Source organism: Streptomyces sp. KL2 (genome assembly GCF_046529545.1).
In the GTDB taxonomy this organism is placed as follows: domain Bacteria; phylum Actinomycetota; class Actinomycetes; order Streptomycetales; family Streptomycetaceae; genus Streptomyces; species Streptomyces radiopugnans.
In genome coordinates, this window is record NZ_CP127170.1 from 5,927,701 (window position 1) to 5,949,703 (window position 22,003).

General features: G+C 69.7%; 15 protein-coding genes and 2 pseudogenes. 15 read left to right on the top strand and 2 right to left on the bottom strand.

What is annotated here, in order from left to right; all coding sequences use genetic code 11:
- The first annotated feature begins 79 nt into the window (after positions 1–79).
- Positions 80–502: pseudogene (locus QPK52_RS26535) on the top strand (Hsp20/alpha crystallin family protein).
- 843 nt (positions 503–1,345) lie between these two features.
- Here QPK52_RS26535 and QPK52_RS26540 read toward each other — a convergent pair.
- A protein-coding gene (locus QPK52_RS26540) for an IS5 family transposase (RefSeq protein ID WP_410540047.1) occupies positions 1,346–2,271 on the bottom strand; the annotation gives its coding sequence in 2 pieces (ribosomal slippage) (positions 1,346–1,908 and positions 1,908–2,271; 927 coding nt in all).
- A gap of 220 nt (positions 2,272–2,491) precedes the next feature.
- Between QPK52_RS26540 and QPK52_RS26545 the strand changes: the two genes are divergently transcribed.
- The 8 genes from QPK52_RS26545 (at position 2,492) to QPK52_RS26580 (ending at position 12,106) form a co-directional block, all read left to right on the top strand.
- A complete protein-coding gene (locus QPK52_RS26545; protein WP_410540048.1) occupies positions 2,492–4,792 on the top strand; it encodes an FdhF/YdeP family oxidoreductase in 2,301 nt (766 codons plus the stop codon).
- A 99-nt stretch (positions 4,793–4,891) separates the two neighbouring features.
- Positions 4,892–5,962: a chorismate-binding protein gene (locus QPK52_RS26550; RefSeq protein ID WP_410540485.1), complete on the top strand. Its 1,071-nt coding sequence runs from the start codon at positions 4,892–4,894 to the stop codon at positions 5,960–5,962.
- Positions 5,963–6,261: 299 nt separating this feature from the next.
- A complete protein-coding gene (locus QPK52_RS26555) occupies positions 6,262–8,022 on the top strand; it encodes a BCCT family transporter (RefSeq protein WP_410540050.1) in 1,761 nt (586 codons plus the stop codon).
- A 216-nt stretch (positions 8,023–8,238) separates the two neighbouring features.
- Positions 8,239–9,324, top strand: a complete 1,086-nt coding sequence (locus tag QPK52_RS26560; protein WP_410540052.1) for an S-(hydroxymethyl)mycothiol dehydrogenase — start codon at positions 8,239–8,241, stop codon at positions 9,322–9,324.
- On the top strand, positions 9,324–9,953 hold the full coding sequence (locus QPK52_RS26565; RefSeq protein ID WP_410540053.1) for an MBL fold metallo-hydrolase: 630 nt from the start codon (positions 9,324–9,326) through the stop codon (positions 9,951–9,953). The genes QPK52_RS26560 and QPK52_RS26565 overlap by 1 nt, the downstream gene beginning before the upstream one ends.
- A 216-nt stretch (positions 9,954–10,169) precedes the next feature.
- Positions 10,170–10,532 (top strand): bifunctional 3-phenylpropionate/cinnamic acid dioxygenase ferredoxin subunit, encoded by a 363-nt coding sequence (locus QPK52_RS26570; protein WP_410540054.1) that lies wholly within the window; start codon positions 10,170–10,172, stop codon positions 10,530–10,532.
- Positions 10,529–10,888, top strand: coding sequence for a hypothetical protein (locus tag QPK52_RS26575; RefSeq protein ID WP_410540055.1), 360 nt, complete (start codon positions 10,529–10,531; stop codon positions 10,886–10,888). The genes QPK52_RS26570 and QPK52_RS26575 overlap by 4 nt, the downstream gene beginning before the upstream one ends.
- Before the next feature lie 87 nt (positions 10,889–10,975).
- Entirely contained in the window at positions 10,976–12,106 is a 1,131-nt protein-coding gene (locus QPK52_RS26580; protein ID WP_410540056.1) for an aromatic ring-hydroxylating oxygenase subunit alpha, read from the top strand.
- A gap of 1 nt (position 12,107) precedes the next feature.
- Here QPK52_RS26580 and QPK52_RS26585 read toward each other — a convergent pair whose 3' ends face one another.
- On the bottom strand, positions 12,108–12,905 hold the full coding sequence (locus tag QPK52_RS26585) for an IclR family transcriptional regulator (protein WP_410540057.1): 798 nt from the start codon (positions 12,903–12,905) through the stop codon (positions 12,108–12,110).
- A 61-nt stretch (positions 12,906–12,966) separates the two neighbouring features.
- Here QPK52_RS26585 and QPK52_RS26590 point away from each other — a divergent pair.
- The 6 genes and pseudogenes from QPK52_RS26590 to QPK52_RS26615 form a co-directional block, all read left to right on the top strand.
- A pseudogene (locus QPK52_RS26590) lies at positions 12,967–13,176 on the top strand (ABC transporter permease subunit); the annotation flags it as partial.
- Between the two features lie 218 nt (positions 13,177–13,394).
- On the top strand, positions 13,395–15,833 hold the full coding sequence (locus QPK52_RS26595) for a GcvT family protein (protein ID WP_410540058.1): 2,439 nt from the start codon (positions 13,395–13,397) through the stop codon (positions 15,831–15,833).
- 36 nt (positions 15,834–15,869) lie between these two features.
- Complete coding sequence (locus QPK52_RS26600) at positions 15,870–16,730, top strand: bifunctional methylenetetrahydrofolate dehydrogenase/methenyltetrahydrofolate cyclohydrolase (RefSeq protein WP_410540059.1); 861 nt, start codon at positions 15,870–15,872, stop codon at positions 16,728–16,730.
- A 70-nt stretch (positions 16,731–16,800) separates the two neighbouring features.
- Positions 16,801–18,033 carry a sarcosine oxidase subunit beta family protein gene (locus tag QPK52_RS26605; RefSeq protein WP_410540060.1) on the top strand — a complete coding sequence of 411 codons (1,233 nt, stop codon included), beginning with the start codon at positions 16,801–16,803 and terminating at the stop codon, positions 18,031–18,033.
- An 11-nt stretch (positions 18,034–18,044) separates the two neighbouring features.
- A complete protein-coding gene (locus QPK52_RS26610; RefSeq protein WP_410540061.1) occupies positions 18,045–21,290 on the top strand; it encodes a sarcosine oxidase subunit alpha family protein in 3,246 nt (1,081 codons plus the stop codon).
- Complete coding sequence (locus QPK52_RS26615) at positions 21,283–21,885, top strand: sarcosine oxidase subunit gamma (RefSeq protein WP_410540062.1); 603 nt, start codon at positions 21,283–21,285, stop codon at positions 21,883–21,885. The genes QPK52_RS26610 and QPK52_RS26615 overlap by 8 nt, the downstream gene beginning before the upstream one ends.
- Positions 21,886–22,003: the final 118 nt, after the last annotated feature.

Sequence of the window (22,003 nt, forward strand, 5' to 3'; positions counted from 1 at the left end):
GGGGTCAAGTACCCTGAACGAGGCAGTATAAGAAGTGTCTGGTCATGAGGATCGCGGACCTTCTGTGGAGGTGATCGTGATGCTGATGCGTACCGACCCCTTCCGCGAGCTGGACCGCCTGACGCAGCGGCTGCTCAGCACCGAGACAGGCCCCGCCGGGGTGCCCATGGACGCCTGGCGTGAAGGAGACACCTTCTGAGTGCGCTTCGACCTGCCGGGCGTGAACCCCGACAGCATCGACCTCAGCGTCGAGCGCGACGTGCTGACGCTGCGGGCCGAACGCAGCCAGAGCGTGGGCGAACAGGCCGAAGTCCTGGTCAACGAGCGGCCCACCGGGACTTTCACCCGCCGGCTGTTCCTGGGTGAGGCACTGGACACCGAACACATTGATGCCGCATACGACGCCGGAGTGCTGACCTTGCGGATCCCGGTCGCCGAGCAGGCCAAGCCCCGCAAGATCCCCCTGGCGGCAGGGGAGGGGCACCGGCAGATCGAGCAGTGACCCCGGCGCCAGGCCGAATCTCTCCCAGTGTCCTGCGGCGGATGTCGCGCCGCAGGACATTCGTGTCTGCGTCACCGCTTCCGATACTCAAGAAGTTGACGGCACGGCTGGGAGACGGCCGAACAGGTGCCGGAGTCCGGAGCGGACCCCAGGACAGTGCTGAGGGCCGCAGAGCACCACAGGGACTTGGGCCCGGGGCGGGCGACTGCCAGGTGCCTGTGGTACGCGCATCCGCACAGGAATGGTGGAGCAGTTCCAGGCGTGCCGGAAACTCCGGGCACACCTCGACGCCTTCCGCCGACTGCGCCGCTGCACCCTCCGACGCCGTTGCTCCTGGCTCGGGCAGCGCGGCCTCTCCACCGCGAGACGGCTCTTACGACAACACCAACTACCCTGGCACCGGCCGCATGAGCCGTGCCCAAGGCTCGAGGGCGGGCCCTGGCCTGTGCGCCGGGCAGGGGAGTCCGAGTGGATCGGCGTCGGCGTGGCATATGCCTGATGAGGCCGATCAAGGGAGCATGCGGTGGGGTAGGACGCGGCAGGCGGCGGTGGTGACGGCGGAACCCACGAGGACGAGGACTGGGGACTGGACCCGTCGGTGCTGAGGGCGGCCCTCGCCGGCCTGGGGGCCGGGTCTATCTGACCGATCGGGCGGGGCGGATCAAGGCGGTCAACCGGCGGGCGGAGAAAACCCTGGGCCGTCCGGCCGCAGTCCTGCGCGGCGCGGACGCGCACGATCTGCTGCACCGGGATGTGGGAGGGAAGCAGGTCCCCCGTACGGCGTGCGCGCTGCTGGCGGTGCCGGAACACGGCAGCAGCGCCGGCGGGCAGTACGCCATGCTCCTAGGTTCTGTCTGGCAAGCGATCTTGGGCTGGTTCGCGGAGCCAGAGGATCGGTGAGGCGAGGTGGAGCCCGGCCCGGTAGCGGGTGGCCGGTTTGTCGAAGCGGGTGGCGATCGCGCGGAACCGCTTGAGGCGGTTGAAGCAGCGCTCGACCACGCTGCGGGCCTTGCAGAGCTCGCGGTCGAAGGCCGGCGGCCTGCCGCCGGCCTGTCCGCGCCGCACACGGGTGGCCTTCTGATCGGTCCGCTCCGGGATCACCGCCCGGATGCCCCTGCGCCGCAGGCACTGGCGGATCGCCCGAGACGAGTACGCCTTGTCCGCGATGACCGCGTCGGACCCGCGGCGCGGCCGTCCGGCGCCGGTCCGGGGCACCCTCACCGCGTCCAGAACCGCGTCGAAGGCGGTGGAGTCGTTGGTGTTGCCGGGTGTGACGAGGATGGCCAGGGGCAGGCCACGACCGTCGCAGGCCAGGTGGACTGTGGTGGTCAGCCCGCCGCGGGACCGGCCGAGCGCCTGGCCAGCCGTCGCGCGTGCCGGATCTTCCAGTTCGTCCCCCGTCGCCGCCCCTTTTTACGGGCTCCGGCGGCGTGCTGGTGGGCTCGGTTGATCGTGGAGTCGACCGACACCGTCCACTCCACCGCTCCGATCGAGTCGTCGCGGACCTGGACGTCCTGGAGCAGGCGGGCCCAGGTGCCGTCCGCCTCCCAGCGGGCGAACCGCTCATAGACCGTCTGCCACGGGCCATAGCGTTCCGGCAGGTCACGCCAGGGCGCCCCGGTCCGCAACCGCCACAACACCCCGTTGATCACCTGCCGGTGATCCCGCCACGGGCGCCCCCGCCACGGGCGCCCCCGCCCATCAACACCGGGCAGCAGAGCCGCTATCCGCTCCCACGCCGCATCCGTCGGCTCACCACGACCCACCACAAGATCAATGATCAGACAGGCCCTAGCGCTGCCGGCACACCGGGCCCCGGTGTGGGGCCCCGGTGTGCAGACCGAGCCTCCGTCGGAGTCTGATGCAGGCTCGGTCTTGACACGAGGACGTTTCTGGAGCTTCGATGTTGCGCATCGCGCTACTGTTTTATTCTATGCAACCATCGGTCATGGTAAGGCTCTGATTTTCCTACACCGCGGAGTGCTACAGATGACTCGCAAGCCACCTGCGGAGGATCCCGGCGACGCCCGTCTGCGGGTCGGCCCTCCGAAGGAGTACGCCGCCGGCATCCCCGCGGTCACCTCCTCGCTGCGACACGCCGGCGAACAGATGGGGATCCGCCGTAGCCTGCTCACCCTGCTGCGGGTCAACCAGAAAGAGGGCTTCGACTGTCCCGGCTGCGCCTGGCCCGAACCGGAAGACCGGCACAAGGCGGAGTTCTGCGAGAACGGGGCCAAGGCCGTGGCCGAGGAGGCCACCGTACGCCGGGTCACCCCGGACTTCTTCGCCGAGCACACCCTGGAGGATCTGCTTCCGCGCAGCGACTACTGGCTCGGGCAGCAAGGACGCCTCACCCACCCGATGTACCGCCCGGCCGGCGCCGACCGCTACCGGCCAATCTCCTGGGACGACGCGTTCGCCGTGATCGCCCGGGAACTCGCCGCCCTCGACCACCCGGACCAGGCCGCCTTCTACACCTCCGGACGGGCGAGCAATGAGGCCGCGTTCCTCTATCAGCTCTTCGTCCGCGGCTTCGGCACCAACAACCTGCCGGACTGCTCCAACATGTGCCATGAGTCCAGCGGTTCGGCCCTGGTGGAGACCATCGGCATCGGCAAGGGAAGCGTCAGCCTGGAGGACCTCCACGAGGCCGACCTCATCCTCGTGGTCGGCCAGAACCCCGGCACCAACCACCCCCGCATGCTCTCCGCGCTGGAGGAGGCCAAGCGGCGAGGCGCTCGCGTGATCGCGGTCAACCCCCTGCCCGAGGCCGGGTTGCTCCGGTTCAAGAACCCCCAGAAGCCCTCCGGCGTCATCGGCGGCGGCACCAAGCTGGCGGATCAGTTCCTGCAGATCAGGTTGGGCGGCGACCAGGCACTCTTCCAGGCATTCAACCGCATGCTGCTGGAGGCGGAGGACGAGGCGCCCGGCACCCTGGACACCTCCTTCATCGAACGGTACACGCACGGCTTCGAGGAGTTCGCCGAGCAGGCCCGCAAGGCGTCGTGGGACGAGATCCTTCAGGCCACCGGGCTGCCTGAGGAGGAGATCGGGGCCGCGTTCCGCCAGGTGTTGGCCGCCGAGAAGATCGTCGTCTGCTGGGCGATGGGACTCACCCAGCACAAGCACTCCGTGCCCACCATCCGGGACGTCGTCAACTTTCTTCTGCTGCGCGGCAACATCGGCCGCCGGGGCGCCGGCCTGTGCCCGGTGCGCGGTCACTCCAACGTGCAGGGCGACCGCACGATGGGCATCTACGAGAAGCCGGACGACGCCTTCCTGGACCGGCTCGGTGCCGAGTTCGCCTTCACGCCTCCGCGCCGCCACGGCCACGACGCGGTCGACAGCATCCGTGCCATGCGCGACGGGGACGTGAAGGTCTTCGTCGCGCTGGGCGGCAACTTCGTTGCCGCGGCCCCCGACACCGACCTGACCGAGCAGGCGTTGCGCAGATGCCGTCTCACCGTCCAGATCTCGACCAAGCTCAACCGCTCCCATGTCATCGCCGGGGAGCAGGCCCTCATCCTCCCGTGTCTCGGCCGGACCGAGGCCGACCTGCGGCCGAGCGGGCCCCAGCTGGTCACGGTGGAGGACTCCATGGGCATGGTGCACCTCTCGCGGGGGCGGCTCGCGCCCGCGTCCGAGCACCTGCTGAGCGAGGTCGCGATCATCTGCCGGATGGCACGGGCCGCTCTCGGTGAGTCGGGTCCGAAGGTGCCATGGGAGGAGTTCGAAGCGGACTACGACCGCATCCGCGACCGCATCGAGCGCGTGATCCCCGGCTTCGAGGACTTCAACGTCCAGGTACGGCGGCCGGGCGGCTTCGCCCTGCCCCACCCGCCCCGTGACGAGCGCCGGTTCACGACCGCCACCGGCCTGGCGAACTTCACCGTCAACGCGCTGGAGAGCCCCAAGGCCCCGCCGGGCCGGCTGCTTCTGCAGACGCTGCGCTCCCACGACCAGTACAACACCACCATCTACGGCCTGGACGACCGTTACCGCGGCATTCACCAGGGCCGCCGGGTCCTCTTCGTACACCACGACGACCTCACCAAGCGAGGCCTCGCCGACGGGGACCTCGTCGACATCGTCAGTGAGTACGGGGACGGTGTGGAGCGCCGGGCGCATGCCTTCCGGGTGGTGCCGTACCCGACCCCGCGGGGCTGTTGCGCCGCCTATTTCCCTGAGACCAACGTCCTCGTACCCCTGGACTCCACAGCGGACATCAGCAACACCCCCACGTCGAAGTCCATCGTCGTCCGGCTGGAACCGGTGTCCGCAGACGCCTAGGGCGCAACACGCCCGGACCCAGCCGCCCAATGGCGGGCCCGCATTGTCCCGCCGTTCGGGCGTTCCCCTACGGGAAGGTGGTGACGGATGGGTGGACGCCTGTACGACCTCGCCCCGCTGGCCCGCTTCGGCGGGCTCCTCGCCACCGACCTGCGGGACGTGACCAGCGACCCCGCGGCCCTTGACTCCAGCGGGTTCTGGGCCGTGGTCGCCGACTTCGAGGGGCGCCTGGTGTGCGCGCGCTTCGGGGACGTGCGCCGGGCGCCCGTGCCCCCCCTCGAGCCCGGCGCGTGGCGCGGGCCGGACCCGGACGCCTGGACGTCCTCCCTCGACCGGGCCGCTTACACCGCCGGGGTCCGGCGCATCCACGAGCACATCGCGGCCGGCGAGGTGTACCAGGCCAACCTGTGCCGTGTCCTGTCCGCGCCGCTGCCCGACCCGGGGCGCGCCGACATCGACGCGCTCACCGCCATACTGGCGCGGGGCAATCCCGCGCCCTACGCTGGCACGGTGCGTCTCCCCGCGCACGGCGTGGAGATCGCCACGGCCTCGCCCGAGCTCTACCTCAGCCGGGACGGCCGCACGGTCCGGTCCGGCCCCATCAAGGGCACCGGGCGCACCGCCGCCGACCTCCTCGACAAGGATCACGCCGAGAACATCATGATCGTGGACCTGGTCCGCAACGACCTGGGACGCGTCTGCGCGACCGGCTCCGTGACCGTCCCCGACCTGTGCGTCGTCGAGGCGCACCCCGGTCTGGTGCACCTGGTGTCCACCGTGCGGGGCGAGCTCGCCGAACACGCCGGATGGCCGGAGCTGCTCGCCGGCACCTTCCCACCCGGGTCCGTCACGGGCGCCCCCAAATCCAGCGCGCTGCGCATCATCGCGGCCCTGGAGACCGCGCCCCGCGGACCGTACTGCGGCGGCGTGGGCTGGATCGACGCCGACCGCGGCACGGCGCAACTCGCCGTGGGCATCCGCACGTTCTGGATCGACCGCGCCGCTCCCGGCGGTCCATCGCTGCGCTTCGGCACCGGGGCCGGGATCACCTGGGACTCCGATCCCGAGCGCGAGTGGGCCGAGACCCGGCTGAAAGCGCGGCGGCTGCTCACGGTGGCGTCGGGTGCGCACAGGCGTGGCATGCGCGTGCCCTCCCGGGCCGACGACTGACGGTGCGTCCGGTCGGCGCCGCCGCACGCGGCCGTCTGTGGTGACGGGTTGGCTGCGGTTGGGCAACTCAGCGCCTCCGACCCCTTGACAGCCCTTCCCGGGGCCCAGATGGTTGTTGCCCATAGTGAATGGCGATGCATTATTCGCAACGACGCACTCTGGTGGCCGCTCCGCCTCCCCTTCTCTCGTCGTTCTCCCATCGCTCCGGCGTACTGGTCGGTCAGGCGGAATCACCGACGAGTTCCCCCGTCGTCGTCCGCGATAAAGACTCCACTGCCGTTTGTGGAAAGGACGAGCTGATGAACAAAACCCGCGCAAGGGATGGGAGCTGTAGCCATCCTGTCGAAGCGGATCTGCCCGGAAGCCCGACGGCGTCCGCTGGCCCCCGGACCGACATGATCGTCTTCGGTGTCACCGCCGCCGTCGCTCTCGCCTTCATTGTGTGGGGAGCCACCGCGACCGACTCGCTGGAGAGTGTGTCCGGGGACCTGCTGGACGGGACCATCCGCAACGGCGGCTGGGCCTTCGTCCTCGCCGCCTCGGGCTTCGTGGTCTTCGCCCTCTGGCTGGCAGTGAGCCGTTACGGGCGGATCACCCTGGGGGAGGAGGGTGAGCAGCCCGAGTTCCGCACGGTCTCCTGGATCGCCATGATGTTCAGCGCGGGCATGGGCATCGGCCTGATGTTCTGGGGCGTGAGCGAACCGCTGTCCCACTTCGTCACACCGCCGCCGGGCACCGATCCGGCCGATGCCAACGAGGCCATGGAGACCGCCATGGCCACCACCCTCTTCCACTGGACGCTCCACCCATGGGCGATGTACGCGGTCGTGGGTCTGGCGATCGCCTACAGCACATTCCGGCGCGGCCGCCGGCAGCTGATCAGCGCCGTGTTCATCCCGCTGATCGGCGAGAAGCGGGCGAACGGCTGGGGTGGCCGGGTCATCGACATCCTCGCCATCTTCGCCACTCTCTTCGGCTCCGCAGCCTCCCTGGGACTCGGCGCCCTGCAGATCGGCAGCGGCTTCACCGAACTGGGCTGGCTGGAATCCGTCGGCACCGGCCTGCTGGTCGCCGTGATCGCGGTGCTGACCGTGGCGTTCGTCGCCTCCGCCGTGTCCGGGATCGCCAAGGGCATCCAGTGGCTTTCCAACATCAACATGGTGCTGGCGGTGTCGCTGGCGGTCTTCGTGTTCCTCGTCGGCCCGAGCATCTTCATCCTCGACCTGCTGCCCACCTCGGTAGGCGCCTTCTTCGGCGACCTCGCCCAGATGGCCGGGCGTACCGAGGCGTCGAGTGGTGAAGGCGTCGCAGACTGGCTGGCCGGCTGGACGGTCTTCTACTGGGCGTGGTGGATCTCCTGGACGCCCTTCGTCGGCATGTTCATCGCGCGCATCAGCCGTGGCCGGACCATCCGGCAGCTCGTCGGCGGGGTCATCCTGGTCCCCAGCACCGTCAGCCTCCTGTGGTTCGCCGTCTTCGGCGGCTCGGCGATGCACCTGCAGGACGAGAAACGCCTCAACGACACCTCGGCCGCGCAGGGTCAGATCTTCGACGTGCTCCAGCAGTACCCGTTCGCCTCGGTGACGAGCGTGGTCGTGGTGATCCTAGTCGGCATCTTCTTCGTCTCCGGCGCCGACGCCGCCTCGATCGTGATGGGCACCCTCTCGCAGCGCGGATCCCTGGAACCGGCCCGGGGCGTGGTCGTCTTCTGGGGCGTGCTGACCGGCGCGGTCGCCGCGATCATGCTGATCATCGGCGGCGGCAAGGGCGACGCGCTCACCGGACTGCAGAACCTCACCATCCTGGCGGCGGCCCCCTTCGCCGTGGTGATGGTCGGCCTGTGTATCGCACTCACCCGCGATCTGCGTCAGGACCCGCTCATCATCCGCGGGCGCATAGGCAAGGAGGCCATCGAAACGGCCGTCATCGCCGGCCATGAGAAGTACGACGGCGACTTCGAACTGCGCATCGGCCCCGTCGCGTGTAACGACGGAGCGGAGGACGCGCAGTCCCAGGAGGACGCGCAACCGACGCGGTCTCCGTCCCCCTCCGCCCGCTGAGGCCGGAGGACCCTCGCCCGGCGGGGCCGTGGCACCGACATGGTCGGTCACGGCCCCGCCGGGCGTTCTGCTCCGACCGCGATCCCGCCCGGCTGAGGAACCTCGTCGCGCTCCTTGACCCCCGGTCGGCGCTCAATCATCCTGTGTTGCGACGTATGAGATCTGTATCGTAATGTGAAACAATTGCTTCAGTCTCGAACCATCAGAGGAGTGGCCATGACGCACCAGGTCCGTGCTGTCGTCGCGCGGGGCAAGGGCGCCCCCGTCAGCCTGGAGACGATCACCGTGCCTGACCCGGGCCCGGGTGAGGCGTTGGTGAAGATCGAGGCCTGCGGGGTCTGCCACACCGATCTGCACTATCGCGAGGGCGGCATCAACGACGACTTCCCCTTCCTGCTGGGCCATGAGGCCGCGGGCATCGTGGAATCGGTGGGAGAGGGGGTCACCGATGTCGCTCCCGGCGACTTCGTGATCCTCAACTGGCGTGCGGTGTGCGGCCACTGCCGTGCCTGCCAGCGCGGGGAGCCGTGGTACTGCTTCAACACCCACAACGCCAAGCAGAAGATGACCTTGCTGGACGGCACCGAGCTGTCGCCGGCCCTGGGCATCGGCGCCTTCGCGGAGAAGACGCTGGTCGCCGCTGGGCAGTGCACCAAGGTCGACCCGACCGCTTCGGCGGCCGCCGCCGGTCTGCTCGGGTGCGGTGTGATGGCGGGCATCGGCGCGGCCATCAACACCGGCAACGTCGGCCGGGGCGACTCGGTCGCCGTCATCGGCTGCGGCGGCGTCGGGGCCGCGGCGATCGCCGGGGCGAACCTGGCGGGCGCGTCGAAGGTCATCGCGGTCGACATCGACGACCGCAAACTGGAGACGGCCTCGAAGCTGGGCGCGACCCACACCGTCAACTCCAAGGAGTCCGACGCGGTCGAGGCGATCCGCAAGCTGACCGGCGGCCACGGCGCCGACGTCGTCATCGAGGCGGTCGGCCGCCCGGAGACGTACAAGCAAGCCTTCTACGCCCGCGACCTCGCCGGTACCGTCGTCCTCGTCGGCGTACCCACCCCGGAGATGAAGCTGGAACTGCCACTGCTGGACGTCTTCGGCCGCGGCGGGGCGCTGAAGTCCTCCTGGTACGGCGACTGCCTGCCGAGCCGCGACTTCCCGATGCTCATCGACCTCTACCTCCAGGGCCGGCTGGACCTGGACGCCTTCGTCACGGAGACCATCGCGCTGGACGAGGTCGAGAAGGCCTTCGAGCGGATGCACCACGGCGACGTGTTGCGCTCGGTGGTGGTCCTCTGATGGCTGCCCGCATCGAACACCTCGTCACCTCGGGGACGTTCTCACTGGACGGCGGGGTCTGGGATGTCGACAACAACGTGTGGATCGTCGGCGACGACACCGAGGCGATCGTCATCGACGCCGCCCATGACGCCGACGCCATCGCCCAGGCGGTCGGCGACCGGCGTCTCACCGCGATCGTGTGCACGCACGCCCACAACGACCACATCGACGCCGCGCCCGAACTCGCGGCGCGCACGGGTGCCCCGATCCTCCTCCACCCGGACGACCTGCCGCTGTGGAAGCAGACCCACCCCGACCGGGCGCCGGACGCCGAGCTGACCGACGGCCAGGGCCTGACGGTGGCCGGCATCGAGCTGACCGTGCTGCACACGCCCGGCCACGCCCCCGGGGCGGTCTGCCTGTACGCACCTGCCCTCGCGGCGCTCTTCAGCGGCGACACGCTGTTCGCCGGCGGGCCGGGGGCCACAGGACGGTCGTACAGCCACTTCCCGACCATCGTCGAGTCGATCCGGGACCGGCTGCTGACGCTGCCTGCGGAGACCGTCGTGCACACCGGACACGGGGACACGACCACCGTCGGCTCTGAGGCCCCGCACCTCCAGGAGTGGATCGACCGAGGTTTCTGACGCCCGTCGGCGGCCCTCGCACGCCCGCCGTATCGGCTCGCGGTCATCGCGAGCCGATACGGCGGGCTGCTGTTGTTTTGCAAGAGCTGAGTTTTGTGTGGAGCAACGAAATGAACGGTCCGGAGCGGCCTCTGAATACCTTGACAAGGGTTCTGGGCGACTCCAGACTGATGTTGCGCTCACTGCAATCCGTTTCGCTATACGCACCGAGGTGTCATGATGATTCCCGCGTGCCGACTCGCGGATCTCCCGCGAGGTGAGGCCCACCGGCTCGACATCGATCCGCCGGTCTCGGTGTTCCACACCGACGATGGCGAGCTCTTCGCCATTGACGACACCTGCACCCACCAGGACGCGTCGCTCGCCGACGGCTGGCTGGAGGGCTGTGAGGTGGAATGCCCGCTGCATGCTTCGAAGTTCGACCTGAGGACCGGCGCGGTCGACGCCCCGCCGGCCAAGCTCCCGGTCCGGACGCACGAGGTCGTCGTCGAGGACGGCATGATCTACGTCCGCCTGTCCACCGAGGCGCCCAACATGCCGCCCTGCGTCTCGGCCCGGCTGGCCGGAGGTTCCGCGTGAGGACGGTCGCCGTGGTCGGCGCCTCGCTGGCCGGCGTGGTCGCGGTCGGCGACTGTGTCAACTGGTGCGACCCGCGTGCGGGTCTGCATCGCCGCGTCGAGCACTGGACGGGTGCGCGCGAGCACCCCGGCGCCGCGATCGCCGCGCTGCTGGCGGGCGCCGCAGACGACCGCGACGTCCTCGCCGTCCACCGGCGCGCCGGAGACCCGGTCGCCGTACTGGGAATGAACCAGCCGCGACGGTTTATGTGCTGGTGCAAGCAGCTCGCCGCCACCGCGTCCTGGCATCGCCCGCATCACGGCATCGCCTGGACCTTGACGCCGCCCCAGCGGCACCCCATGCTGCGTTGCGCATAGAGTAAAGAGTTGCTTCGTTCACAACGCTGGAGCGTTCTTTCCGGCACGTGAATGATCCCCCCGCGACGTTCTCCCGAGGAGTGCACCGTGACCTCGACCAGCCTGCCGCCCAGCTTGATGCCCACGCTGTCCGGCTCCTCCTACACCGACCCGGGGATCTTCGCCCAGGAGCAGGAGCGGGTCTTCGAGGCCATGTGGTTCTGCGTGGCCCGGGCCGCCGAGCTGGACAAGCCCGGCGCCTTCCGCACCTACCAGGTGGGCCGTGAGAGCGTGCTGATCTCCCGCTCACGGGACGGCTCGGTCAAGGCGTTCTTGAACATCTGCCGGCACCGCGGCGCCAAGCTCTGCACCGAGGAGTCCGGCGAGGTCAAGCGGGCCTTCCAGTGCCCGTACCACGCCTGGACGTACGGTCTGGACGGCAAGCTCGTCGCCGCGCCCAACCTCGCCAAGATGCCCGACGTCGGCCGCGCCGAGTACGGCCTGGTCAACGTCCATGTGCGGGAGTGGCTCGGCTATGTGTGGGTCTGCCTTGCCGACGAGCCGCCCTCCTTCGAGGCGGACGTGCAGGGCGCGGTCGTCGAGCGGCTCGGCGACCTGGAGTCGATCGGGCGTTACGGGATCGAGGACCTCCAGGTGGGCCGCCGTATCACCTACGACGTGAAGGCGAACTGGAAGCTCATCATCGAGAACTTCATGGAGTGCTATCACTGCGCCACGATCCACCCCGAACTCACGGAGGTTCTCCCGGAGTTCGCGGACGGTTACGCCGCCCAGTACTACGTCGGTCACGGAGCGGAGTTCGGCGAGGACGTTCAGGGCTTCACGGTGGACGGCTCCGAGGGGCTGGACCGCATTCCCGGGGTCGCCGACGGTCAGGACCGCCGCTACTACGCGATCACCGTCCGGCCCCAGGTCTTCATCAACCTCGTGCCGGACCATGTGATCTTCCACCGGATGTACCCGATGGCGCACGACCGCACGATCGTCGAGTGCGACTGGCTGTACCTGCCGCACGTCGTCGAGAGCGGCAAGGACGTGGACCGTTCGGTGGAGCTGTTCCACCGGGTCAACCAGCAGGACTTCGATGCCTGTGAGCGCACCCAGCCGGCGATGAGCTCGAAGGCGTACGCGAAGGGCGGCGTGCTGGTGCCCAGCGAGCACCACATCGGCGAGTTCCACACCTGGGTGAACGAGCGCCTCGGCATCCCTCAGGGGTGACTCAGCCCAGATAGCCCATCCGGTGGCTGATCTCCTCGGCGCCCTTGATCAGCACCGGGGACAGCTCGTGCATACGCTCCTTGGTCAACCGGTATCCGGGCCCCGAGGCGCTGAGCGCCGCGATGACCTCGCCGTCCCGGTTGCGCACCGGGGCGGCCATCGCGTGCAGGCCGATTTCCAGCTCCTCCAGGGTGATGGAGTAGCCCCGCTCCCGTACCTCGGCGAGGTTCTTCTCGAGCACTGTCTTCGCGGTGAGCGTGCGTGACGTGACCTTCTTCATGCCGGCCTCCGCCAGCAGCGTCGCGCGCTCCTTGGTGGGCAGGTAGGCCAGCAGGATCTTGCCACTGGAGGTGGCGTGCAGCGGCGTCAGCTGGCCGACCCAGTTGTGCGCGGTGATCGCACCCGGGCCGCGTACCTGGTAGAGATTGACCGCGTAGCGCTCCTGTCTGACGGCGATGTTCACGGTCTCGCCGAGCTCCTCGGCGAGACGTTCGCAGATCGGGCGGCCCTGCTGGGTGATGTCGATACGGCCCGTGACCGCGCCGGCCAGGCGGACGATGCCGAAGCCGAGCCGGTACTTGCCGCGCTCACCGGCCTGTTCCACCAGACCGCGCGCCTCCAGGGCGCCGAGCAGTCGGAAGGCGGTGGACTTGTGCACCTCGATCTCGCCCGCCACCTCGCTGACGCCCGCCTCGCCACGCTGAGCGAGGATCTCCAGCACGCTGATGGCGCGGTCGACCGACTGTACGCCGCCGGTGTGCGAACTTGACGTTACCGTGTCAGGACTGAAGTTGCTCATAGTGAAACTATACGCGCGGTAAACAACGGGCTGGTCGACCCGTTCCAGTCGCTGCTCACCGATCCCCGTGGTGGCTGGTCGGCGCCGGATGGGGCGCAGCGCGCTCGTGGACCGGCTGCTGCGGCCCGGCCTGGATGCGGCGCAGGCCGTGCCGCCGTTCGCCTGTCTCGTGCCGTTCCTCGCGCTGTTCGGTGCCACGCGCTTCACGGCGATCATAGCCACCGTCGTCTACGCGGCACCCCTCGCCATGAAAATCGTCGCGGACGGGTTGGGTGAATGGCGAGCAGAACGCCGCGGCGAAGCGCATTAGAGCGCCGGTCATTGCCGTGTTCCGGCCCGTGTCCCGCCTGTGCTCCGGTCCGGTTCCCCAAGGTCTCCGAACCCTTGACACCCATCTGCGCGGGAGGCACATTGAGTTGCGCAAGCTGAATCGAGTTGCGTAAAGCACAACCCAATCGACTCGACTGGTTAACAACCGGAGGTGCGGCGATGGCGGGACCGCGTGTGGTCATCATCGGAGCAGGAGTCGTTGGCGCGGCTCTCGCGGACGAGATCTCGGAGCGGGGCTGGACCGACGTGACCGTGGTCGACCAGGGTCCGCTCCCGGCCACCGGGGGCTCGACCTCGCACGCCCCTGGCCTGGTCTTCCAGACGAACTCCTCGAAGACCATGACGGAGATGGCCCGCTACACCGTCGAGAAGTTCTGCTCTCTCGAAGTCGACGGCAAGCCCTGTTTCCTCCAGGTCGGCGGCCTCGAAGTGGCGACCACCCCGGAGCGCCTCGCGGAACTGCACCGCCGGCACGGCTGGATCACTGCCTGGGGCATCGAGTCGCGGATCCTGACCGCCGACGAGTGCGTCGAGAAGCACCCGCTGGTCGACCGTGACAAGGTCCTCGGCGGCCTCCTCGTCCCGACTGACGGCCTCGCCAAGGCGGTCCTCGCCGTCGAGGCGCAGATCCGCCGGGCCACCGAGCGCGGCGTGCGCTTCCTGGCCCGCCACGAGGTCCTCGACGTGCTGAAGGCCGACGGCGAGGTGATCGGCGTCCTGACCGACCAGGGTGAGATCCCCGCCGACATCGTCGTGTGCTGCGCCGGCATCTGGGGCCCGAAGATCGCCCGCATGGTCGGCCTGAACCTGCCGCTCACCCCGCTGGCCCACCAGCTCGCCTGGACCGGCCCGATACCGGCGCTCGCCGGTCAGACGGAGGAGGCGGTGCGCCCGATCCTGCGCCATCAGGACGCCGACCTCTACTACCGCGACCGCTTCGACGGCCTCGGCATCGGCTACTACGGCCACCGCCCGATGCCGATCTCCGCCGACGACATTCTCTCCGTGGACGAGGCTGCCGAGATGCCCTCGGTCCTGAAGTTCACCGAGGAGGACTTCGAGCCTGCCTGGAGCGAGACGCAGGCCCTGCTCCCCTCGACGCGCGAGGCGAAGGTCGAGGAGGGCATCAACGGCCTGTTCTCCTTCACCACCGACAACTTCCCACTGCTCGGCGAGTCACCGGACGTCAAGGGCTTCTGGGTCGCCGAGGCCGTATGGGTCACCCACTCCGCAGGCGTCGGCCGGGCCATGGCCGAATGGCTGGTCGACGGCCACTGTTCGTCCTTCGACCTGCACGAGTGCGACGTCAACCGCTTCGAGCCGCACCAGCTGTCCCCGGAGTACGTCCTGGCCCGCGACTGCCAGAACTTCGTCGAGGTCTACGACATCCTTCATCCCCTCCAGCCGACGGGTGACCCGCGCCCGATCCGCAAGAGCCCCTTCTACGCCCGCCAGGAGGAGCAGGGCGCCTTCTTCCTGGAGGCGAACGGCTGGGAGCGCCCGCACTGGTACGAGGCCAACGCGGGCCTCGTCGAGGGCCGCTCCATCCCGACCCCCAACGACTGGGCGGCCCGGTTCTGGTCGCCGATCGTCGGCGCCGAGGCGCAGGCCACCCGTGAGACCGTCGCGATGTACGACATGACGGCCCTCAAGCGCCTGGAGGTGAGCGGCCAGGGTGCCGCCGACTTCCTGGAGAGCCTGACCACCAGCAAGGTGTCCAAGTCGGTCGGCGCGGTGACGTACACCCTCCTCCTGAACCATGACGGCGGCATCCGCAGTGACATCACCGTCGCCCGCCTTGCCCGCGACCGCTTCCAGATCGGCGCCAACGGCAACGCAGACCTCGACTGGTTCACCCGCCACCTCCCCGCCGACGGCACCGTCCAGGTCCGTGACATCACCCCCGGCACCTGCTGCATCGGCTTGTGGGGACCACTGGCCCGCAAGGTCCTCCAGCCCTTGACGGACGAGGACTTCTCCAACGACGGCCTGAAGTATTTCCGCGCCAAGCAGGCCTACATCGGCTCGGTGCCGGTCACCGCGTGGCGGCTGTCGTACGTCGGTGAACTCGGCTGGGAGCTCTACACCACCTCCGACCAGGGCCAGAAGCTGTGGGACATTCTGTGGGAGGCGGCCAGGCCGTCCGGCGGCGTCATCGCCGGCCGCGGTGCCTTCAACAGCCTCCGCTTGGAGAAGGGCTACCGCTCCTTCGGCACCGACATGACCTACGAGCACGACCCCTACGAGGCCGGCGTGGGCTTTGCCGTCAAGCTCGACAAGGGCGACTTCATCGGCAAGGCCGCCCTCGAGCGCCGTAAGGAGAACGTGCGGCGCAAGCTGACCTGTCTCACGATCGACGACCCGCATTCGGTCGTCCTGGGCAGGGAGCCGGTGTACGACGGCGACCAGGCGGTCGGCTACGTCACAAGCGCCGCCTACGGCTACACCATCGGCAAGGGTATCGCCTACGCCTGGCTCCCCGCCGAACTCACCACCCGCGGCACCCCTGTGCAGATTGGCTACTTCGACCAGCGCATCGAGGCCGTGGTCGCCGAAGAGCCCCTGTTCGACCCGACCATGTCCCGCCTCCGTGGCTGACACCCCGCGCCGCATCCGAGGGAAGGAACACCGCCGGTGAACGCACACCTACTCGACGGCAAGGCGACCGCCGCTGACATTCGCCGCGAACTCATGGAGCGCGTGGCCAAGTTGACGGCCGCGAACGGCCTTCCGCCGGGTCTCGGCACGGTCCTGGTCGGCGATGACCCGGGCAGCCGTGCCTACGTCGCCGGAAAGCACCGCGACTGTGCCCAGGTCGGCATCGCCTCCATCCGCCGGGAACTACCGGCCGACGCCTCCCTGCAGCAGGTCGAGGAGACGATCGACGAGCTCAACGCCGACCCGGCCTGCACCGGCTACATCGTCCAGCTCCCGCTGCCGCGCCACCTGGACGCCAACGCCGTACTGGAACGCATGGACCCGGCCAAGGACGCCGACGGACTGCACCCCGTCAACCTCGGCCGGCTCACCCTGGGCGTCGACGCCCCCCTGCCGTGCACCCCGCGCGGCATCGTCGAACTGCTCCGGCGCCACGACGTGCCGCTCGCCGGAGCGCGTGTCTGCGTGATCGGCCGGGGCATCACGGTCGGACGCCCCATCGGTCTCCTGCTCACCCGCCGCTCCGAGAACGCCACCGTCACCCTTTGCCACACCGGCACCAAGGGCCTCGCCTGGCACGTACGCGATGCGGACATCGTCATCGCCGCCGCCGGGTCGCCCGGACTGGTCACCAAGGACATGCTGCGCCCCGGCGTCGCGGTCCTGGACGTCGGCATCACCCGCACCGGCGAGGGCCTGGTCGGCGATATCCATCCGGAGGCCGCCCAGGTCGCCGGCTGGATCGCGCCCATGCCCGGCGGTGTGGGCCCCATGACACGCGCGATGTTGCTGGCCAACGTCGTCGAGGCCGCCGAGAGGAACGCCACCGCCGTATGAACGCGCACGTCCCCAAGTACCCGCAGTCTCTGCACCCCTCAGAAAACCCTTCAGAAGACGGAGACGTCCGATGAGCCCCCGTACTCCTGGCGCCGACCTCCCCGACCACCCCGGATTCCTGTGGCGTACGCCCGACCCCAAGCGGTCGTACGACGTGGTGATCGTCGGCGGCGGCGGCCACGGCCTGGCCACTGCCCACTACCTGGCGAAGAACCACGGCATCACCAACGTCGCGGTGCTGGAGAAGGGCTGGCTCGCGGGCGGCAACATGGCCCGCAACACCACCATCATCCGCTCCAACTATCTGTGGGACGAGAGCGCCGGCATCTACGAGCACGCGCTCAAGTTGTGGGAAGGGCTGGAGGAGGAGCTCGACTACCCCGTCCTCTTCTCCCAGCGGGGTGTGCTGAACCTGGCCCACAGCCTCCAGGACGTCCGCGACAGCGTCCGCCGCGTGGAGGCGAACCGCCTCAATGGCGTGGACGCGGAGTGGCTCGACGCGGACGGCGTCAAGGAAGTCTGCCCGATCGTCAACATCTCGCAGGACGTGCGTTACCCCGTCCTGGGCGCCACCTACCAGCCGCGTGCCGGCATCGCCAAGCACGACTACGTCGCCTGGGGCCTGGCCCGCTCGGCGGACGCCGCGGGCATCGACATCATCCAGAACTGCGAGGTCACGGGCCTGGACGTGGTCGGCAACCGCGTGGTGGGTGTCCAGACGAACCTCGGCCCCATCGCCGCGGGCAAGGTGGCACTCTGCTCTGCGGGCCACACTTCGGTCCTCGCCGCTATGGCCGGCATCGAACTGCCCATCCAGAGCCACCCGTTGCAGGCCCTGGTCTCCGAACTGCTGGAGCCGGTGCACCCGACGGTCGTCATGTCCAACGCCGTCCACGTGTACGTCAGCCAGGCCCACAAGGGCGAACTGGTGATGGGCGCGGGCATCGACGCGTACAACTCCTACACCCAGCGCGGCGCGTTCCACATCATCGAAGAGCAGATGTCGGCGGCCCTGGAACTGTTCCCGGTCTTCGCCCGCGCCCATGTTCTGCGCACCTGGGGCGGCATCGTCGACGTCAGCCCCGATGCCTCACCGATCGTCGGCCTCAGCCCCGTCGACAACCTGTACCTCAACTGCGGCTGGGGCACCGGCGGCTTCAAGGCCACCCCGGGCGTGGGCTGGGTCTACGCCCACACCATCGCCCACGACACCCCTCACGCCCTTAACGCACCCTTCTCGCTCGACCGTTTCACCACCGGCGCGCTCGTCGACGAGCACGGCGCGGCCGCGGTGGCCCACTAGGGAGCCGATCCATGCTGCTCATCCCCTGCCCGTGGTGCGGGCTCCGTGACGAGGCCGAGTTCCATTACGGCGGCCAGGCCCACGTGTCGTATCCGCAGGACCCGGCGTCCCTGTCCGACGAGGAGTGGGCCCGCTACCTGTTCTTCCGCGACAACCCGAAGGGCCCCTTCGCCGAGCGCTGGAGCCACACGGCGGGCTGCCGCCGCTGGTTCAACGCGGTACGGGACACGGCGACGAACGAGGTTCTGGCGGTGTACAGGACGGGAGAGGAGCGCCCGGCAGCTCTGGAGCCGAGGCCAGTGCTTTCCGCCCGTCCGGCGTTTGAGGACGAGGCCCCTTCAGGTCCGGCGGGCGTCCGGGGGGCGGAGCCCCCTGGCAAGGTCGAAGGGGCCGAACGCCTTCAGGACGGGAAGGGTGGGGGCGGCGGGGGCGAGACTCAGCCGTTCCGTCATCCCACCCGCGGCCGAATCGACCGCACCGCCCCCCTCACCTTCACCTTCGACGGAACCCAATACCACGGCTACCGAGGCGACACCCTCGCCTCCGCCCTCCTCGCCAATGGCGTTATCCATACCGGCACCAGCATCAGGCTCGGCCGCCCCCGCGGCATCTTCTCCGCAGGTGTCGAGGAGCCCAACGCCGTCATCCAGATCGAGGAGCCCTTTCCCGAGCCGATGCTCCCCGCGACGGCCGTCGAGCTGTACGACGGCCTGGTGGCGAGCAGCCTCCCCGGCCAGGGCCGCCTCGCCACCGAACCGGACCCGGCCCGCTACGACGCCGTCCACGCCCACTGCGACCTGCTGGTCGTCGGCGCGGGCCCGGCCGGCCTCGCGGCAGCGGCGGCAGCAGCCCGCAGCGGCGCCCGCGTCATCCTCGCCGACGACCAGCCGGAACTCGGCGGCAGCCTCCTGGGCACAGCCGAGCACCTCGACTGGGTGCGGGAGGTGGCGGAGCAACTCGACGCCGCCCCCGAGGTCCGCGTCCTGCCCCGCACCACCGTCTTCGGCTACTACGACGACAACTACCTCCTGGCCGTCGAACGCCGCACCAACCATCTCGGCGCCGAGGCCCCGGAGAACGTCTCCCGCGAACGCGTCTGGCGCATCCGCGCCCGCCGCGTCGTCCTCGCCACCGGCGCCCACGAGCGTTCGCTGGCCTTCCCCGACAACGACCGCCCCGGCACAATGCTGGCCTCCTCGGCCCGCACGCACCTCAACCGCCAAGGCGTACTGCCGGGCCGCCACGCTGTGGTCTTCACGACCAACGACAGCGCGTACGCAGCGGCGCTGGACCTGGCCTCGGCGGGGCTCTCCATCGCGGCGATCGTGGACACCCGCCCCGAACCTGGGGAGTGGGCCGAGCGCGCCAGGGCGGCCGGCGTCGAGGTGCTGGCCGGGCACGCCGTCACCGGCACGGAAGGCGCGGAGCGTCTCACCGCCGTGACCGTCGCCCCGTACGGGGAGACGACAGGCCGGCGTCAGTTCGCCGTCGACCTCCTGCTGGTCTCCGGCGGCTGGAACCCGGTGGCGCACCTGTTCAGCCAGGCCGGCGGCAAGCTCCGTCACGACGAGGCGCTGGGCTCCTTCGTCCCCGACACCTGCCACCAGGCGGTCGAGGTCGCGGGCAGCGCGAACGGCGTCCTCGACCCGGCCACGGTCCTGGCCCAGGGCGCAGCGGCCGGTGCCCGAGCCATCGAGGCCGAGGGCTACCTGCCCGAAGCGCCTCGCCTCCCGCAGGTGGCCGCGCAGCCGCGGCGCACGCCCCCCATGCACGTGTACGTCGTCCCGGGTGGCGCGGACGCCGCCCCCCGTTTCGTCGACCTCCAGCGCGACGTCACCGTCGACGACCTGGCCCGTGCGACCGGCGCCGGTCTGCGCTCGGTGGAGCACACCAAGCGCTACACCACGGCCGGCACCGCGAACGACCAGGGCAAGACCTCCGGGGTCCTGTCCAGCGGCGTCGTCGCCGAACTGCTCGGCGTGAACATCTCCGCCCTCGGCACCACCACGTTCCGTCCGCCGTACACGCCGGTCTCCTTTGCCGCCCTCGCGGGCCGCGACCGGGGCAGGCTGAGCGACCCGGTCCGCACGACCGCCATCCACGAGTGGCATGTCGCGCACGGCGCCCTGTTCGAGAACGTCGGCCAGTGGAAGCGCCCCTGGTACTACCCGCAGGACGGCGAGGACATGGAGACGGCCGTGCTGCGGGAGTGCGCCGCCACCCGCGAGAGCGTGGGCTTCATGGACGCCTCCACCCTCGGCAAGATCGACGTGCAGGGCCCGGACGCCGGGATCTTCCTGGACCGGCTCTACACCAACATGATGAGCACCCTGAAGGTCGGCATGATCCGCTATGGCGTGATGTGCCGCCCGGACGGGATGGTCTTCGACGACGGCACGGTCATCCGCGTCGCCCCGGACCGCTTCCTGGTCACCACGACGACGGGCAACGCCGCGGCCGTACTCGACTGGATGGAGGAGTGGCTCCAGACCGAGTGGCCCGAGCTGAAGGTCCATTGCACCTCCGTGACCGAGCAGTGGGCCACGGTTGCCCTGGTCGGTCCGAAGTCCCGCGAGGTCCTCGCTTCGCTCGCTCCCCAACTCGCCGTGGCGAACGAAGACTTCCCGTTCATGGCGTGGCGTGAGACGACTGTCGCGGGCATCGAAGCCCGGGTCTGCCGGATCAGTTTCTCCGGCGAGCTGGCCTTCGAGATCAACGTCTCGCCGTGGCAGGGCCTCGCCCTGTGGGAGGCCGTGTACGAGGCCGGCGCCCCGTACGGCATCACCCCGTACGGCACGGAGACCATGCACGTCCTGCGGGCCGAGAAGGGCTACCCGATCGTCGGCCAGGACACCGACGGCACGGTGACGCCGCAAGACCTCGGCATGAGCTGGGTGGTGTCCAAGAAGAAGCCGGACTTCATCGGCAAGCGCTCCTTCGCCCGCGCGGACACCGTCCGGCCCGACCGCAAGCACCTGGTCGGTCTGCTCCCTGAGGACCCGGGCACCCTCCTCCCGGAGGGCACCCACCTGGTCGCCGACGGCGTGCTGCCGGCCCCACCCGTCCCGATGCTCGGCCATGTCACCTCCAGCTACCGCAGCGCGGCGCTCGGCCGGACCTTCGCGCTCGCCCTGATCAAGGGCGGCCGGGACCGCATCGGCGAGCGGCTCTACGCCCCCGTCGGTGACCAACTGGTCCCGTTGACCGTCGCCAGCCCCGTCCTCTACGACCCCGAGGGAGCCCGCCGCGATGGCTGAGACCGCCCTTACCGCCCCGCTCCGCAGCCCGCTGTCGCAGTACGCGGCCCGCCTGGCCGCCGCGACACGTACGTCCGGGGGCGCGATCCGGCTGGCCGAACTCCCCTTTCTGTCCCAGCTCAACGTGCGCCTCGACGCCAAGGGAGCTGCCGCGGAAGCCGTCGGCCTCGCACTGGACCTCCCGCTGCCGCTCCAGCCGAACACCGTCGTCCGCACGGGGGAGCTGACCGCGCTGTGGCTCGGTCCGGACGAGTGGCTGCTGGTGGGACCGCCGGGGATCGAGCGGGACCTGGAGAGCCGGATCCGTCAGGCCGCGGGCGACGAGTTCGTCTCCGTGATCGATGTCTCCGCGCAGCGCACCACGCTCCTGGTCACGGGCCCCCGTGCCCGTGACCTGCTGGCCCACGGCTGTTCGCTGGACCTGCACCCGCGGGCTTTCGGCGCCGGCCGCTGCGCCCAGACGACGCTGGGCCGCACGCAGGTCGTCCTGGTCGCCCGGAATAATCCGAACGCCGGGTTCTGGGTCCTGGTTCGCTCGACGTTCGCCGGCTATCTGGCGGACTGGTTGCTCGACGCGGCGACGGAATACGTCTGACGGAATACGTCTGTCGGAATGCGTCGAGCGACTCGGACGGGATCGCCCGTCCTCCCTGTGGGAGCTCCGTCGAGGGGCTCCCACAGGGCTTGCGGCGCCTCATCGTTGTACGTTCGAA

What these genes read in the sequence shown, in the direction of transcription:
- QPK52_RS26555 (WP_410540050.1), top strand. Translation starts at nt 6,262, where the DNA reads ATGAACAAAACCCGCGCAAGGGATGGGAGCTGTAGCCATCCTGTCGAA.
- QPK52_RS26585 (WP_410540057.1), bottom strand. Translation starts at nt 12,905, where the DNA reads ATGAGCAACTTCAGTCCTGACACGGTAACGTCAAGTTCGCACACCGGC.
- QPK52_RS26545 (WP_410540048.1), top strand. Translation starts at nt 2,492, where the DNA reads ATGACTCGCAAGCCACCTGCGGAGGATCCCGGCGACGCCCGTCTGCGG.
- QPK52_RS26615 (WP_410540062.1), top strand. Translation starts at nt 21,283, where the DNA reads ATGGCTGAGACCGCCCTTACCGCCCCGCTCCGCAGCCCGCTGTCGCAG.
- QPK52_RS26560 (WP_410540052.1), top strand. Translation starts at nt 8,239, where the DNA reads ATGACGCACCAGGTCCGTGCTGTCGTCGCGCGGGGCAAGGGCGCCCCC.
- QPK52_RS26610 (WP_410540061.1), top strand. Translation starts at nt 18,045, where the DNA reads ATGCTGCTCATCCCCTGCCCGTGGTGCGGGCTCCGTGACGAGGCCGAG.
- QPK52_RS26605 (WP_410540060.1), top strand. Translation starts at nt 16,801, where the DNA reads ATGAGCCCCCGTACTCCTGGCGCCGACCTCCCCGACCACCCCGGATTC.
- QPK52_RS26565 (WP_410540053.1), top strand. Translation starts at nt 9,324, where the DNA reads ATGGCTGCCCGCATCGAACACCTCGTCACCTCGGGGACGTTCTCACTG.
- QPK52_RS26570 (WP_410540054.1), top strand. Translation starts at nt 10,170, where the DNA reads ATGATGATTCCCGCGTGCCGACTCGCGGATCTCCCGCGAGGTGAGGCC.
- QPK52_RS26595 (WP_410540058.1), top strand. Translation starts at nt 13,395, where the DNA reads ATGGCGGGACCGCGTGTGGTCATCATCGGAGCAGGAGTCGTTGGCGCG.